At 72.7% G+C, this 15,119-nt stretch carries 10 protein-coding genes; 4 read left to right on the forward strand and 6 right to left on the reverse strand.

Translation table 11 applies throughout. The features are described 5' to 3' along the window. Nucleotides 1-2: 2 nt before the first annotated feature. Nucleotides 3-3,203 carry an AfsR/SARP family transcriptional regulator gene (locus IE118_RS05415; RefSeq protein WP_189556124.1) on the forward strand — a complete coding sequence of 1,067 codons (3,201 nt, stop codon included), beginning with the start codon at nucleotides 3-5 and terminating at the stop codon, nucleotides 3,201-3,203. 276 nt (nucleotides 3,204-3,479) lie between these two features. Here the strand turns inward: IE118_RS05415 and IE118_RS05420 are convergent, their stop codons facing one another. The 3 genes from IE118_RS05420 to IE118_RS05430 form a co-directional block, all read right to left on the reverse strand. Continuing rightward, nucleotides 3,480-5,045, reverse strand: coding sequence for an MFS transporter (locus tag IE118_RS05420; protein WP_189556125.1), 1,566 nt, complete (start codon nucleotides 5,043-5,045; stop codon nucleotides 3,480-3,482). Between the two features lie 106 nt (nucleotides 5,046-5,151). Next, on the reverse strand, nucleotides 5,152-6,024 hold the full coding sequence (gene rfbA, locus IE118_RS05425) for a glucose-1-phosphate thymidylyltransferase RfbA (RefSeq protein ID WP_189556126.1): 873 nt from the start codon (nucleotides 6,022-6,024) through the stop codon (nucleotides 5,152-5,154). Continuing rightward, nucleotides 6,021-7,304, reverse strand: a complete 1,284-nt coding sequence (locus tag IE118_RS05430) for an activator-dependent family glycosyltransferase (protein WP_189556127.1) — start codon at nucleotides 7,302-7,304, stop codon at nucleotides 6,021-6,023. The genes rfbA and IE118_RS05430 overlap by 4 nt, the downstream gene beginning before the upstream one ends. A 259-nt stretch (nucleotides 7,305-7,563) precedes the next feature. Here IE118_RS05430 and IE118_RS05435 point away from each other — a divergent pair, with 259 nt between their 5' ends. After that, a complete protein-coding gene (locus IE118_RS05435; protein ID WP_189556128.1) occupies nucleotides 7,564-8,526 on the forward strand; it encodes an ACP S-malonyltransferase in 963 nt (320 codons plus the stop codon). 21 nt (nucleotides 8,527-8,547) lie between these two features. Next, complete coding sequence (locus tag IE118_RS05440) at nucleotides 8,548-10,095, forward strand: AMP-binding protein (RefSeq protein ID WP_189556129.1); 1,548 nt, start codon at nucleotides 8,548-8,550, stop codon at nucleotides 10,093-10,095. A 73-nt stretch (nucleotides 10,096-10,168) separates the two neighbouring features. Here the strand turns inward: IE118_RS05440 and rfbB are convergent, their stop codons facing one another. From rfbB to IE118_RS05455, 3 genes are read right to left on the reverse strand one after another with little or no spacing between them, the layout of a single operon-like run. Next, nucleotides 10,169-11,149 carry a dTDP-glucose 4,6-dehydratase gene (gene rfbB / locus IE118_RS05445; protein WP_189556130.1) on the reverse strand — a complete coding sequence of 327 codons (981 nt, stop codon included), beginning with the start codon at nucleotides 11,147-11,149 and terminating at the stop codon, nucleotides 10,169-10,171. Then, nucleotides 11,143-12,159, reverse strand: coding sequence for an aldo/keto reductase (locus tag IE118_RS05450; RefSeq protein ID WP_229846673.1), 1,017 nt, complete (start codon nucleotides 12,157-12,159; stop codon nucleotides 11,143-11,145). Before IE118_RS05450 ends, rfbB begins: the two co-directional genes overlap by 7 nt. Then, the gene (locus IE118_RS05455) at nucleotides 12,156-13,640 is read right to left on the reverse strand and encodes an NDP-hexose 2,3-dehydratase family protein (RefSeq protein WP_229846674.1); all 1,485 of its coding nucleotides are present in this window, start codon (nucleotides 13,638-13,640) and stop codon (nucleotides 12,156-12,158) included. The genes IE118_RS05450 and IE118_RS05455 overlap by 4 nt, the downstream gene beginning before the upstream one ends. 245 nt (nucleotides 13,641-13,885) lie before the next feature. On the opposite strand from IE118_RS05455, the gene IE118_RS05460 reads away from it, so the two are divergent. Further along, entirely contained in the window at nucleotides 13,886-15,061 is a 1,176-nt protein-coding gene (locus tag IE118_RS05460) for a DegT/DnrJ/EryC1/StrS family aminotransferase (protein WP_189556131.1), read from the forward strand. Nucleotides 15,062-15,119 lie beyond the last annotated feature (58 nt).

Raw genomic sequence — 15,119 nt, forward strand, 5'->3', positions numbered from 1 at the left:
CCATGTGGTTCGGGGTCCTGGGCGAGTTCGTGGTGCGGCGCGACGACGGAAGCTCGGTGGCCGTCCGCGGCCCGCGCGCCCGGTCCCTGCTGGTCCTCCTCGCCCTGGAGGCCGGCCGGCCCGTCACCGTCGACTCCCTCATCGAGGGCCTCTACGGCGACAACCCGCCCCGTGACGCCCTCAACGCCCTCCAGTCGCAGGTCTCCCGGCTGCGCCGCGACCTGCGGGGCGCGGCGTCGCACGAACTGGTCGAGTCCCACCCCCTCGGCTACCGGCTGGCCGTCGACCCCGACAGCGTGGACGCCCACCGCTTCGAGCGACTGGCCGCCGAGGGCCGCCGACAGCTCGCCGCCGGTGACCACGCCGCCGCGGCGGCCACCCTCCGCCAGGCCCTCGACCTCTGGCAGGGCCCGGTCCCCGTGGAACTCGGGGAGGCCGTCACCGCCCGCGCCCGCGCTCACCGCCTGGAGGAGCTCCGGCTGGCGGTCGCCGAGGACCGCGCCGAAGCCGAACTCGCTCTCGGCGGCCACCGGGAACTCGTCGCCGAACTCCAGCAGCTCGTCGCCGCCCACCCGCTGCGCGAACGGCCCCGCGGCCAGCTGATGCGGGCGCTGTACGGCTGCGGACGCCGCGCCGACGCCCTCGCCGCCTACGAGGACGCCCGCCGCACCCTCGCCGAGGAACTGGGCAACGACCCCTCCGACGAGCTCGCCGCCGTCCACCTGGCCGTACTCCGCGGCGACCTGTCCCTGACCACCACGGCCGCCGCGTCCGCGCCGTCGGAGCCCGCCACCGTCGAGCGGACCGGCCCGCCCGCCCAGCTCACCTCCTTCGTCGGCCGACGCGACGAACTGGAACGGGTCTCCCGGCTCCTCGGCCCGCTGGACCGCGGTGGCGGCGCCCGCCTGGTCACGGTCGTCGGCTCCGGCGGTTCCGGGAAGACGCGCCTCGCCATCGAGGCCGCCGGCCGTGACCCCGGCGGTGTCGCCTTCGTGGACCTCGGCGGCCTGCGGGACGGGGGAGACCTTCCCCGTCAGGTACTCGACGCGTTCGGGGTCCGCGAGGGCGTACTCAACGCCGGTGCCCGCCAGAGCCAGCCCCCGGACACCGTGGAACGGCTGGTCGCCGCCCTGTCCGACACCGAGATCCTGCTGGTCCTGGACAACTGCGAGCACATGGTGGAGGAGGTCGCCCGCCTCGTGTTCCGCCTGCTCACCTCCTGCCCCCGGATCAGGGTCCTGGCCACCAGCCGTGAGGCGCTGGGCATCACCGGGGAGGTCCTGTGCCCCGTGCCGCCGCTGGCCGCCCCGCCGGAGGGGGTCAGCGCGGCCCAGGCGCTGGAGTACCCGGCGGTGCGGCTCTTCGCCGACCGCGCCACGGCCGTGAGGCCCGACTTCACCGTCGACCCCGCCACCGTGGCCGCCGTGGTGCGGGTCTGCCGCGCGCTGGACGGCCTGCCCCTGGCCATCGAACTCGCTGCCGCGCGGCTGCGTTCCCTGCCCGTGGACGAGGTCGCCGCCCGGCTCGACGACCGGTTCCGGCTGCTCAGCCAGGGCAGCAGGACCGCCTCGCCGCGCCACCAGACGCTGCGCGCGGTGGTCGGCTGGAGCTGGGACCTGCTGGAGGAGGAGGAACAGCGGCTCGCCCGCCGGCTCACCGTCTTCGCCGGCGGCTTCACGCTCGGCGCGGTCGGCCGGGTCTGCGAACTCTCCGACGCCGAGGCGGTGGAGCGGCTGACCGGGCTAGCCGACAAGTCCCTGATCGAGGGCGACGGCGGCCGCTACCGGATGCTGGGCACCGTCCGCGCGTTCTGCGCCGAACGACTGGCCGAGGCCGGTGAGGAGGAAGAGGTCCAGGGCCGGTACACGGAGTACTTCTTGGACCTGGCCCGCACGGCGGAGCCGTACCTGCGCAGCGCCGGCCAGCTGGACTGGCTGGCACGGCTGGCCGCCGAGCACGCCAACCTCCAGGCCGCCCTGCACCGGGCGGTCCGCGCCGACCAGGAGACCGCGTTCCGCCTCATCGCGGCCCTGACCGGCTACTGGTGGCTGCGCGGCCTGCGGGGCCACGGCGCCGTGGCGGCGGCCGAGTTGCTGCGCAAGGTCGGCACCGCGCCGCCGGAGGGCCTGGAGGAGGAGTACGTGCTGTGCGTCCTCAACGCGGCGGCCGGCGGCGACGACGCCGTCGGCGACGGCTTCACCCTCCGGCCGTACTGGCAGCCGGCCGAGGAGATCATGGCGGACCTGGCCTGGCCGCCCCGGTACCCCTTCCTGACGGTCCTGTGGGGCATGGGCACCGGCACCCCGCGCCCCTCCGCCGTCGACGGCGGCACCCGGCGGCCCGACCCGTGGTCCGACGCGCTGACCCGGCTCGGCCGGGGACACATGGCGCTGTTCGGCGGCGAAGTGGACGAGGCGGCACGCCAGTTCGAGGACTCCCTGGCCGGGTTCCGGTCCACCGGGGACCGCTGGGGCACGGCGCTGTGCCTCGCCGAGCTCGCCATGCTGGCCGGATGGCGCGGAGAGGGCCGGCGTTCCATGGCCCTGTACGACGAGGCGCTGGAGTCGGCCGGACAGCTCGGCGCGGTCGAGGACCTGGCCGACCTGCTCTGCCGCAAGGCCGACGGCCTGGTCCGGGCCGGGGACTTCGCCGCCGCCCGCACCGCCTACGAACGGGCGGCGCGCACCGCCCGTGAGGCCGGCGCGCCGACCCTGCCGGCCGCCGTGGAGTGGGGGCTGGGGGAGATCGCCCGGCTCAGCGGTGACCTCACCGAGGCCCGCCGGCTGGTGGAGGCGGCCCTCGCGGGCTGTGCCACCGGCTGGTTCGCCGTGGAGGAGCTGCGGGCCCGCGTGTTCGTGGCGCTCGGCCGGATCGCCGAGGCCGAGGACGACACCGCCCGCGCCCGGGAGTGGCACCAGCGGGCACTGAACGTGATGATCGGCAGCCGCAACCTCGCGGGCGCGGCCGGAGCGGTGGAGGCACTGGCGGGCGTGGTGCTGCTGGAGGGCGACGCGGAGGGGGCCGTCCTGCTGCTGGGGCTGGGCGCGGGCCTGCGCGGCATCCCGCTGGACCAGGACCCGGACGTGGCACGGACCGTGGCCCGGGCGCGGGAACTGCTGCCCCCGGACGCCTACGAGGCGGCGTACCGGCGGGGCCGGGCCATGACCGGCGAGGAGGCCCTCGCCTTCCTCGGCCGCGCCTGACGGTTCCCCGACGCCCGACGCCCGACGCCCGACGCCCGACGCCCGGTACCCGGGGCGGGGCGTCCGGTGCCCGCGGCACCGCCGGCCCGGTCCGGGAAACGCGACGTCCGGGCCACGGGGAGTGGCCCGGACGAGAGGATCGGGTGCCGCCGCCGACGGAACGGGGGATGGCCGCGACGGCGGCACCCGGTGCGGGCCGGCTTCCCATGTGACAGGGATGATGGGAAGGCACGGGCACCGCGTCCGACGCCCCGGGGGAGCGCCGGAGCCGGAGGTTCAGCGGGTCGTGGGAAGCGGCTCGGCGGGCTCGTCGCCCGGCTCCTCCTCCTCGATGACCTTCGGGACGTTGCGCAGGGACACCAGCGAGGCCACGGCGACCAGCGCCATCACGCCCGCCGCGACCAGCGCGGACAGGTGGAAGGCGTCCACGAACGCGTGCCGTGAGGCCTCGACGACCTGAGCGGCGAGGTCCGCCGGGAGGGAGGCCGCCACCTGCATCGCGGCGGCGATGGAGTCCTCGATCGCCGGCACGGCCGAGGCGGGCACCCCTTCGGGCACGTCGAGGCCCGAGGTGTAGGCGGAGTTCAGCGCGCTGCCGAGCACCGCGATGCCCAGCGCACCACCCACCTCCATCGCCGTCTCAGAGATCGCCGCGCCGGAACCGGCCCGTTCCTTGGGCACGGTGGCCAGCACCGTGTCACCGGTGACCGCGAACGCCATGCCGAAGCCCACGCCGACCGGCACCATCGCCACGACCAGCATCATGTAGTTGGACTCCATGCCCGCCGTCGTGTAGAGCGCCAGGCCGACCGCGCCCAGGCCGAGTCCCAGCCCCACGGTCCTGCCCCGGCCGATCGCCGTGATCAGCGGTGCCGCCAGCGCACCACCACCCACCGCCGAGGCCGCCGCACCGGGCAGACCCGCGAGGCCCGCCTTCAGCGGCGACCAGCCGAGGACGAGCTGGAAGTACTGGGAGAAGATCAGCGACTGCGCCACCATCGCGAACATCGCGAAGAGGTTGGCGCAGACCGCGCCGCTGAACGCGGCCCTGCGGAACAGCCGGACGTCGATCAGCGGATGCGTCAGCTTCGTCTGCCGCATCACGAACACCGCCAGTGCCGCACCGCCGACCAGGGCGGTCGCCCACACCTTCGGCTGGTCCACGCCGCCGTGCGCGGCCTCCTTCACCGCGTACACCAGGCCGATGACGCCGCCGGTCGACAGCACCACACTCGGCCAGTCCAGCCGGCCCGGACGCGGGTTGCGGGACTCCGGCAGCACCAGCAGAGCGGCGATGAACAGCACCAGCAGGATCGGGATGTTGATCAGGAAGACGGAGCCCCACCAGAAGTTGTTCAGCAGCGCCCCGCCGATGATCGGCCCGAGGACGAAACCCGAGGCCGACATACCGCTCCACAGGCCGATGGCCGCGGTGCGTTCCTTGGGATCGGTGAACACGTTGCGCAGGATGGACAGCGTGGACGGCATGATCGTCGCGCCTGCCGCTCCCAGCAGTACCCGCGCCACGATGAGGATCTCGGCGTTGGGCGCGTACGCGGTCAGCAACGAGGCCCCGGCGAATCCGACCGTACCGATCAGCAGCAGCTTCTTGCGGCCGATACGGTCACCGACCGAACCCATCGTGATGAGCAGACCCGCCAGGACGAACCCGTAGATGTCCGCGATCCACAGGATCTGGGTGGCCGAGGGGTCGAGATCACTGATCAGCTTCGGAATGGCGAGGTGCAGGACGGTCAGGTCCACCGTCAGCAGGACCACGGCCGCGCAGGCGATGGCCAGGACGAGTCCCTTGTGCAGGCGTCCGTTGACTGGAGTTTGCATGCTTCCAGCCTGTCGGGCCCCGCTTACCGCCCGCGCACCGCGCGCTTACCGCGCGCGCACCGCCCGTGCGCCGGGCGGTGCGCGCTGCCCCGACCGGGGCGTACGGCTACGCCAGCTCGGCCGCGATGGACCGGACGTACGCGCCGTAGGAGGAGGCCGGCAGGCGCGCGCCGAGCCTCTCGCACGCCTCCGCGTCGATGAAACCCATGCGCAGCGCCACCTCCTCCACGCAGGCGATGCGCACACCCTGGCGCTGCTCCAGCACCGACACGTACTGGCCGGCGGCCAGCAGGGACGACGGAGTGCCGGCGTCCAGCCAGGCGAAGCCCCGGCCCAGGTCGATCAGCCTGGCCTTCCCGCGCCGCAGGTAGTGCTGGTTCACATCGGTGATCTCGAGTTCGCCGCGCGGCGAGGGCCGCAGGTTCTTGGCGATGTCGATCACGTCGTTGTCGTAGAAGTACAGCCCCACGATGGCCCGGTTGGAGCTCGGCCGGGCCGGCTTCTCCTCGATGGAGACCAGCCGCCCCTCCGCGTCCGTGACCCCGACCCCGTACCGCTCCGGGTCCTCGACCGGATACCCGAACAGCACGCATCCGTCGACGTCGTGCGCGGCACTCTGGAGGATCTCGTAGAAGTTGTGGCCGTGGAAGACGTTGTCCCCGAGCACCAGCGCCACCGGATCGTCGCCGATGTTGTCGGCGGCCAGGATGAACGCCTCGGCCAGGCCACCGGGCACCGGCTGCTCCACGTAGTCGAGCCGGAGCCCCAGCGACGCCCCGTCGCCCAGCAGCCGCCGGATCTGCGGCAGGTCGTGGGGCGTGGAGATGATCGTGATCTCCCGGATGCCGGCCAGCATCAGCACCGACAGCGGGTAGTAGATCATCGGCTTGTCGTTCACCGGCAGCAGCTGCTTGGACACCGCGAGCGTCAGGGGGTGCAGCCGGGAGCCGTGTCCGCCCGCCAGCAGGATGCCCTTCATGCCCGCTCGGCCGCCAGCCGTTCCAGCTCGGGCACGATGTCCCGCGGCGCCGGCGCCGACAGCAGTTCCTTGGCCAGCCGCTCGGCGCTGTCGGTGAAGGACGGCTCGCTGAGCACCCGTTCCACCGCGGCCTGCAGGGTCTCGGCCCGGAACTCCCGGGGCTCGATCATCAGCCCCGCCCCCTGCGCCTGCACCGCCAGCGCGGTGGCCCGCTCGTCCCACAGCCAGCCCGGCACGATCACCTGCGGCACACCGTGCCGCAGGCTGTTCTGCAGGGTGCCCATGCCGCCGTGGTGGATGATGGCCGAGCAGGTCGGCAGCAGCTCGTTCAGCGGCACGAAGTCCACCAGCCGCACGTTGTCCGGCAGAGCGGTCCCCGACAGCGACTCGACCACCTTGGGGCCGACCGTGGCGATCAGCTCCACGTCCATCTCCGCGGCCGCCGCCAGCAGGTCGCTGATCGGGAAGCCGTCGTTGTACGCCTCGGGCAGGGTCAGCCCCAGCGTGAGCACCACCCGCGGCCGCTCGGGCCGCTCGTGCGTCACCCAGTCCGGCACCACCGACGGCCCGTTGTACGGGACCGGACGCACCGGGACGCGGTTCACCGCGGCGTCCACGCGCAGGAACGACGGCAGCGGGTCGATGGTGCGCTGACCGACCACCAGCTCCTCGTCGAACTTCCCCTCGCCCTCCGGCGGGCAGCCGAGTCCGGCCAGCCGGCCGGTGATCCAGTCCCGCAGCACGTCCACCCGTGCCTCCTCGGGCTGCTCCGCGGCCAGACGCAGGAACAGCTCCCGCATCCGGGCCCAGTGGTCGGTACCGAACAGCAGCCGCGCGTGCGCGGCGCCGCAGGCCCGGGCGGCGGCCGGGCCGACGTAGCTCATCGCGTCCCACAGCACCAGGTCCGGCTGCCAGGCGCGGGCGAACCGGGTCAGGTCGGCGAGCATGTCGGTGTTGGTGGACAGCTCCGCGATGTGCGCGTAGGCGGCCAGCGTGTCCCGGACGTACTCCCAGGTCAGCTTGGCGGGGTCGGTCTCGGCGATGTTGTAGCCGCTGCCGTAGCCGGCCTCCGCCGACTCCGGTGCCTGCTGGGACTGTTCCATCAGGTTCAGTTCCTTGCCCACCGGAACGGCCGTCAGGCCGGCCCGGGTGATGGCGGGCACGAGGTCGGGCTGGCTGGCCACCCGGACCTCGTGTCCGGCGCTGCGCAGCGCCCAGGCGATCGGCACCGTGTTGTAGAAGTGCGAATCGAGCGCAAGTGTCGTGACGAGAACACGCATGTGACATCTCCCTGGTGAACGGAATGCCGCGTGCGACGAGCCCCGGTTCGGTGCCGGGCTCTTTGCCATCTCCGATCAGCGGGGAACGCACCACACGGCTTCCCTCATGTGCGCAGTTACCGTATTCCGGCCTCCCGGACCGCCCAACCCCTAGCGTCCGGGGCCCGCCCCTAGGGTTCACCAAGGGCCCGTAGGGGTTTTTCCGGCCATCGGTGTTGCCTACTTTTGACCCCTGCGGCATGAACGAAAGGCGGTCCCCATGCACATGGATTCGAGCACGGAATCGTCGTCCCGCTCCGCGATCGTCTTCCCCGGCATGGGGGCGATGTCCTTCGCGGACGTGGGCCGGTTCATGGTGGCCAACCCGCAGGCGCGGCGGTTGATCGCCATCGCGGAAGAGGTTCTCGGCTATTCACTGGTCGACGCCTACCGGAAGTCCGAGCACGACTACAGCGAAGCCGCCCAGGTCGCCTTCCTGGTCAACTCCCTGGCACTGGCGGAATGGGCCGAGACGGAACTCGGCATCACCCCCGAGCTGTGCGCCGGACCCAGTTTCGGCGGAAAGGCCGCAGCCGCCTACACCGGCTGTCTGCCCTTCTCGGACGCGGTGCTGATGACCACCCGGCTGGCCGCCTGCCAGGACGCCTACTTCGCCGAGCACCACACGGACGTGGTCACCCACTCCTTCGTCCGCACGCCCGAGCCGAAGCTCCGCGAGGTGCTCGCCGAACTCGACGCGCGCGAGGAGTGGTACGAGATCTCCTGCTACGTGGATCACGACCTGTTCATGGTCTCGCTGCGCGAGGACAGCCTCGAGTGGTTCAAGAAGCAGGTCCGCTCCCTCGGCGGGCTGTCCCTCTACACCATGCGCCCGCCGCTGCACTCGGCGCTCTTCGCCGGCCTGCGCCGCCGCGCCGAGGACGAGGTGCTGGGCAAGCTGCCCTTCGCCGACCCCCGGATGCCCGTCGTGTCCGACCACGACGGCTCCCTGCTGACCGAGGGCGACCAGATCCGCACCCTGCTGCTGGACGGCATCGTCCGGCCCATGCGCTGGCCGGACGTGGTGGCGGCCCTGCGCCTGAAGGACGTGGCGACGGTGCACGTCGCCGGACCCGACAACCTGTTCGGCCGGGTCGCCTGCACCACCGACAACTTCGACGTGGTGCGCGTCAATCCGCGCCTGGCCCTCCAGCCGCGCAGCCGGCCCCACGCCGATGCGTGACCAACCGCCCAAGGAGCATCCATGTCCGAGGAGTACGGCGGCGCCCTGCACGCGCGGTTCCTGAGCGGACTCGCCCTGGCCCCCGAACGGGTCGCGGCCCGCGGACCGGGCTGGGAACTGACCTACCGGCAGCTGCACGAGCGCGCCCTCACCTGGGCCGGTGCCCTGCTGCGCGCGGCCGACGGCGACGGCCGGGGCGGGCCCGGCGCGGTCGCCGTCCTGGCCGACAAGGGACCGGACGCGTACACCGGCGTGCTCGCGGGACTCTGCGCCGGCATGACCGTGGTGCCGATGAGCACCGGATTCCCCGCCTCCCGCATCCGGCAGATGCTGGACGCGGCCGAGGTGTCCGCAGTCGTGGCCGACGCGGCCGGCCGGGCCCTGCTCGCCGAGGCCGTCGAACCGGGCGGCCGCACCCCGCCGGTCCTGACCGCCGGGGACGGTACCCTCCGGGCCGGTGCCGCGCACGCGCTCACCGCGCCCCGCCCGGTCCGGCCCGAGGACACCGCCTACATCCTGTTCACCTCCGGGTCCACCGGCCGGCCCAAGGGCGTACGCGTCACGCACGGCGCCACCGACCACTACTTCCAGGTGCTGGGCACCCGCTATCCCTTCACCCCCGACGACGTCTTCTCCCAGACGTTCGACCTCAACTTCGACTGCTCCCTGTTCGACCTGTTCTGCGCGTGGGGCGCGGGAGCCGCGATCCAGCAGATCCCCGCGGCCGCCTACCGCGACCTGCCCGCCTTCGCCGCCTCGGCCGGACTCACCGTGTGGTTCTCCACACCCAGCGCCGTCGCCCTGGCGCGCCGCACCGGAGGTCTGGGGGAGGGGGCCCTGTCCGGCCTGCGCTGGAGTTTCTTCGCCGGCGAGGCACTGACCTGCCGGGACGCCGGCGACTGGCACCGGGCGGCCCCCCACTCCCACGTGGAGAACCTCTACGGGCCCACGGAACTGACCGTCACCGTCACCGGCCACCGCTGGTCCCCGCAGGACCGCGACGCCGGCGGCCTGGTGCCCATCGGCACCGTGCACAAGGGGCACGACTGGCTGCTGCTCGGCGAGGACGGCGAGCCCACGCCCGACGAGGGGGAACTCGTCGTGACCGGACCGCAGATGACTCCCGGCTACCTGGACCCGGCGGACGAGGAGGGCCGCTTCCTGGAGCACGACGGCCGCCGCTGGTACCGCACGGGCGACAGGGTGCGCCGGATCCGCGGCGAGGTGCTGGCCTACGTGGACCGCCTCGACGCACAGGTCCAGGTGCAGGGCTGGCGGGTCGAGCCCGCCGAGATCGACCAGCGGCTGAGGGAAGTGACCGGCGTGCAGGACGCGGTCACCGTCGCGGTGCCCGCACCGGACGGGCAGAACGTGCTGGTCGCCTTCTACACCGGTGAACGGCTCTCCCCGTCCCTGCTCGTCCGCGGACTGCGCGACCACCTCCCGGAACGCATGATCCCGCGCCGCTTCCAGCACGTACCCGAGTTTCCCCTCAACCCCAACCGCAAGACCGACCGGAAGGCCCTGCGGGCCACCGCGGCCGGGCTGCTGGGCACCACCACGGCCTGAGCAACGCGACCACGCGGCACCGCCCGTGCGGGCCGCGCACCGACCGGTGCGCGGCCCGCACGGGCGGCTCGGCTCACGCCGTCGGCGGCTCCGCGCACAGCGGTTTCCACCACGCCGGATGGTCGACGTACCAGCGGACCGTGGCGGCCAGACCCTCGTCGAAGGGGACACGCGACCGGAAGCCCAGGGCCCGCAGCTTGCCGTCGTCCAGGGAGTACCGCCGGTCGTGCCCCTTGCGGTCCGGTACCCGCCGCACCATCTCCGGGCCGGCGTCCAGAGCCCGGAGCAGCCGCTCGGTCAGCTCCAGGTTGGTCAGTTCCGTCCCCCCGGCGATGTGGTGCACCTCGCCCGGCACGCCCCGCTCGGCCACCAGCTGGATGCCCCGGCAGTGGTCGTCCACGTGGATCCAGTCCCGGACGTTCAGCCCGTCCCCGTACAGCGGTACCGGGCGGCGCTCCAGCAGACGGGTCACGAACAGCGGGATGACCTTCTCCGGGTACTGGTAGGGCCCGTAGTTGTTGCCGCACCGGGTCACCCGCACGTCCAGCCCGTGGGTGCGCGCGTACGACAGCGCCAGCAGATCCCCGCCCGCCTTCGCCGCCGCGTACGGGGAGTTCGGCGCCAACGGCGCCTCCTCCGTCCACGAACCCGTGTCGATCGAGCCGTACACCTCGTCCGTTGACACGTGCACCAGCCGCGTTCCCGCCGCCAGACACGCCGCGGCCAGCCGGTGCGCCCCCACCGCGTTCGTCAGGGCGAAGACGTCCGCCCCCGTGATCGACCGGTCCACATGGGTCTCGGCCGCGAAGTTGACCACCACGTCGTGACCCGGGACCACCGAGGCCAGCAACTCGCTGTCGCAGATGTCCCCCCGCACGAAGGCGTACCCGCCCGCCACCGGTTCGAGGTTCGCCAGGTTGCCGGCGTACGCCAGCTTGTCCAGGACGGTCACCTCGACGTCCGCCCAGGCGGGGTACCCGCCGGTGAGCAGGGTGCGCACATAGTGCGAGCCGATGAACCCGGCTCCTCCCGTCACCAGAACCCGCTTCACCATGCCCACGCCTCCGGTCCCGGTCCGCCGTTGCCGAGCGGGGGGAACAGCTCCTCCAGCGCGGCCAGCAGGTCCTCGTCCAGCCGCAGGCCCAGTGCCCGCCGCGCCCCGTCCAACTGCGCCATGGTGCGCGGTCCGACCACCACCGAGGTCACCCCCGGACGGTTCAGCACCCAGGCCAGGCCGACCTCCGCCGGATCGAGTCCCGCGTCCGCGCACAGCTTCTCGTAGCGGGTCACCGCGGTGCGGTGCTGTTCCAGCGCCACCGAGGCCCGGCCCTGCGCGGTCTTCACCGCGGTGCCGTCGGCCAGCTTGCGCAGCGCCCCGCCGAGCAGACCGCCGTGCAGCGGTGACCAGACCAGGATCCCGATGCCGTACGCCTGCGCGGCCGGCACCAGCTCCAACTCCACGTACCGGGTCACCAGGTTGTACACGCACTGCTCGGAGACGATGCCCAGGAAGTGCCGCCGGTCGGCCGCCTCCTGCGCCGCCGCCAGGTGCCAGCCCGCGAAGTTGGACGACCCCACGTACCGGATCTTGCCCTGCTGGACCAGCACCTCCATGGCCTGCCACACCTCCTCCCAGGAGGCCGCGCGGTCCACGTGGTGCATCTGGTACAGGTCGATCCAGTCCGTGCCCAGCCGCCGCAGCGAGTTCTCGCAGCCCGCGATGATGTGCCGGGCCGACAGCCCCTGGTCGTTGGGCAGGTCGCTCATCGGGTTGAACACCTTGGTGCCCAGCACCACCCGCTCACGCCGGCCGCCGCCCTGGGCGAACCACGCGCCGATCAGTTCCTCCGTGAACCCCTTGTGCTGCTGCCAGCCGTACTGGTCGGCCGTGTCGAAGAAGTTGATGCCGCGCTCCAGCGCCTCGTCCATCAGGGCGAACGCCTCTTCGCGCGTGGTACGGACCCCCAGGTTCAGCGTGCCCAGGCACAGCCTGCTCACCTGCAGCGCCGTGCGCCCCAGCCGTGTGTACGCCATGGCGTCCGCGCCGTCGTGTGTTGCGGTCATCGTGCCGGGGCCTCCTCGCCCGTGCCGGTCGCCCGCCTGCCGCCGGCCAGACTGTGCAGGCAGGCGACGAGACTGCGGGCCTCGATGTTCAGGTAGTGACCGTGCCGGAGCAGCCCGGCGAGCTGGTGCAGGGCGACCCAGCGGAAGGTGTCGTCCTCGATCCGGTGGTCGCCGTGCCAGTCGACGATCAGATAGCGGTTGACCGCGTGGTGGAACCGGCCCCCCTCCTCCGACAGCCGGCTGTCGAAGAGGACCCGCTCCGCCGGCGCGCCCAGCACCTCGTCCAGGAAGCGCAGCTGCGGCGCACCAGGCGCCTGCGCGTAGTTCGACGGCACGCACTGTACCGTCGGCGCCAGCTCCACCTTGTCGATCAGGCCCGCCTGGGTACGGGCGTTGACCAGGGCGTGCACCACCCCGCCGATCTCGGCGACGAGGAACGCCACCACGCCCTGCGCGACGGGTTCGATCAGGGGCTGCGTCCACTGCCGCACCTCACGCCCCGAGGCCCGCACGTCCACTCCGATCACCCGGAAGAACCGCCCGTCCTCGTGGGCCACGGACTCCTCGGTGCGCTTCCAGCCGCGCACCCCGTCCAGCGGCACGCGCCGCACCGACAGGTCGCTGCCGGCCCGCAGGCCCGCCAGCCAGCTGAGGACCTCCCCGGTGGAGTGCACGGCGCCCGTCCCGTCCGCGCAGGACCGCAGCACGGCCGTGGGCGCCGTCACCGACGCGTCGGCGCCGCCGAAGGGCAGGCACGCCAGGACCGACCGGGCATCCATGTTGATCACGTCGTCCTCGGCCAGCAGCCGGTGGATCTGCCCCAGGGTGAGCCACCGGAAGCTCTCCCCGGCCTCGAACTCCTCCGCCACCTCCACCACGATGTTCCGGTTCCGCTTCCCGGCGAACCACGACCCCTGCTCCGACTGGAGCGAGTCGGCCAGCACACGGTGCCGCTCCGGCCGCTGGAAGAACTCCAGGTACGGCACCGAAGCGCCCCGGTGCACCCGGCTGTAGTTGCTGCGCGTCGCCTGCACGGTGGGGGACAACTGCACCCCGTTGTGGTTGCCCGGCTCGTTCTTGGCCTGCATCAGGAAGTGCAGCACCCCGCCGAACTCCCTGGCGACCAGCCCCAGGATGCCGATCTCCGGCTGCCGGATCACCGGCTGCTCCCAGCCCCGCGCACCACCGTCGACGTACTCGGCCGCCAGCCCTTCCACCGAGAAGAAGCGCCCCGAGTCGTGCACCAGGTTGCCGGTGCCCGGCTCGGAGTGCCAGCCGGACAGCTCGGCCAGCGCGATCCTGCGGACCTCGGCGACGTCCTCACGCACCCGCCCGGCGTACCAGTCCCCGAACTCCCGGTTGCCGGTGGCCACCCCCTCCACCGCGAGCGCCGACTCGGCCATCCGCGCGGCCGTGCGCATCGCGCCCTGCCGGTCGGGCGGCCTCAACGGCGACGCCACCGCGGGAAATACATCGGCCATGGGAGATCCCCTTCGGTCGTACCTTTCCCATTCACCGGCGAGCCTAATAAGGGGAGGGCACCACGGGAATGATCCAGGACCCCGCTATTATCGTCCCCCGTCACGGTCAGCGTGTTCCCCCGGAGAATAGGGGTGGCCTCCCGCAGCCCACTTCGCCCACCGCGGCCTGCGGCGGCACGAGGTAGGGGGTGGCCCCGGACACCTAGGGGTTAACACGGTCCGTTCCCGCTCTTTATGCTCCCCCCGTGTTCCGACTTCCCGTATTCCGCGAGCCACTGCACGTAGGCCGCCCCAATATCGGCGACCGTGAAAAACTCCGGGAAAAAATCGACGATGCGCTGAACCGCAGGTGGCTGAGCAGCGGCCCGCTCGTGCGTGAACTCGAGGAGCGGGTCGCCGCGCTGGCCGGCACCGCCCACGCCGTCGCGACGTGCAACGCGACCATCGCCCTGCAGCTCGCGGCCCGCGCCGCCGGCGTGCGGCCCGGCGCCGAGGTGATCGTCCCGTCCTTCACGTGGGTGGCCACCCCGCACGCGCTGGACTGGATCGGTCTCACGCCCGTCTTCTGCGACGTCGACGAGGAGACCGCCGGCATCGACCCGGCGCACGCCGAGAAGCTCATCGGCCCCGGCACCGGCGCCATCCTCGGCGTGCACGCCTTCGGCCGCCCCTGCCCGGTCGACGAGCTCACCGAACTCGCCGACCGCCACGGACTGCCCCTGCTGTTCGACGCCGCCCACGCCCTCGGCTCCACCCACCACGGCCGCCCGATCGGTGGCTTCGGCGACGCCGAGGTCTTCTCCTTCCACGCCACGAAGTTCATCAACAGCTTCGAGGGCGGAGCCCTGGTCACCGACGACCCCGACATCGCCGAACGCGCCCGCGCCATGCGCAACTTCGGCATCGGCGAGGACCGGGACGTGATCTCCTCCGGCACCAACGCCAAGATGAGCGAGGCCAGCGCCGCCATGGGACTGGTCTCCCTGGACCGCGTCGACACCCTGATCGAGCAGAACACCCGCAACCACCGCCTCTACGAGGAGGGACTGGCGGGACTGCCCGGCATCTCGGTCCGCGGACAGGCGCCGGGGGAGCGGGCCAACCACCAGTACCTGGTCGTCGAGATCGACCAGGCACGGGCCGGCGTGCACGCCGACCAGGTGCGCGCCGTACTGGAACGCCACAACGTGCTCTCACGCCGCTACTTCCACCCCTGCTGCCACCAGCTCGCCCCCTACCGCGACCGGCCGGACACCCATGCCCCCCTGCCGCTGCCGCGCTCCGAGGCACTGGCCGAGCGGGTGCTGGCACTGCCGACCGGCGAAGTCATCGGCGCGGAGGAGATCGACGGCGTCTGCCGCATCATCCGCTGGGCCGTCGAGACCGGCGGTGCGGACGGCGACCCGGGCACGACGGACTGACACGACGGACAGACACGACGGGAACGCCGGCCGCTCCGCGCGGCCGCGCCACGACGGG

Source organism: Streptomyces pilosus (assembly GCF_014649835.1).
Classification (GTDB): Bacteria; Actinomycetota; Actinomycetes; order Streptomycetales; family Streptomycetaceae; genus Streptomyces; species Streptomyces pilosus.

Coding starts and splice junctions, on each gene's coding strand:
- IE118_RS05420 (WP_189556125.1), bottom strand. CDS start 5,045: ATGCAAACTCCAGTCAACGGACGCCTGCACAAGGGACTCGTCCTGGCC.
- rfbB (WP_189556130.1), bottom strand. CDS start 11,149: ATGGTGAAGCGGGTTCTGGTGACGGGAGGAGCCGGGTTCATCGGCTCG.
- IE118_RS05430 (WP_189556127.1), bottom strand. CDS start 7,304: ATGCGTGTTCTCGTCACGACACTTGCGCTCGATTCGCACTTCTACAAC.
- IE118_RS05455 (WP_229846674.1), bottom strand. CDS start 13,640: ATGGCCGATGTATTTCCCGCGGTGGCGTCGCCGTTGAGGCCGCCCGAC.
- IE118_RS05435 (WP_189556128.1), top strand. CDS start 7,564: ATGCACATGGATTCGAGCACGGAATCGTCGTCCCGCTCCGCGATCGTC.
- IE118_RS05440 (WP_189556129.1), top strand. CDS start 8,548: ATGTCCGAGGAGTACGGCGGCGCCCTGCACGCGCGGTTCCTGAGCGGA.
- IE118_RS05415 (WP_189556124.1), top strand. CDS start 3: ATGTGGTTCGGGGTCCTGGGCGAGTTCGTGGTGCGGCGCGACGACGGA.
- rfbA (WP_189556126.1), bottom strand. CDS start 6,024: ATGAAGGGCATCCTGCTGGCGGGCGGACACGGCTCCCGGCTGCACCCC.
- IE118_RS05450 (WP_229846673.1), bottom strand. CDS start 12,159: ATGACCGCAACACACGACGGCGCGGACGCCATGGCGTACACACGGCTG.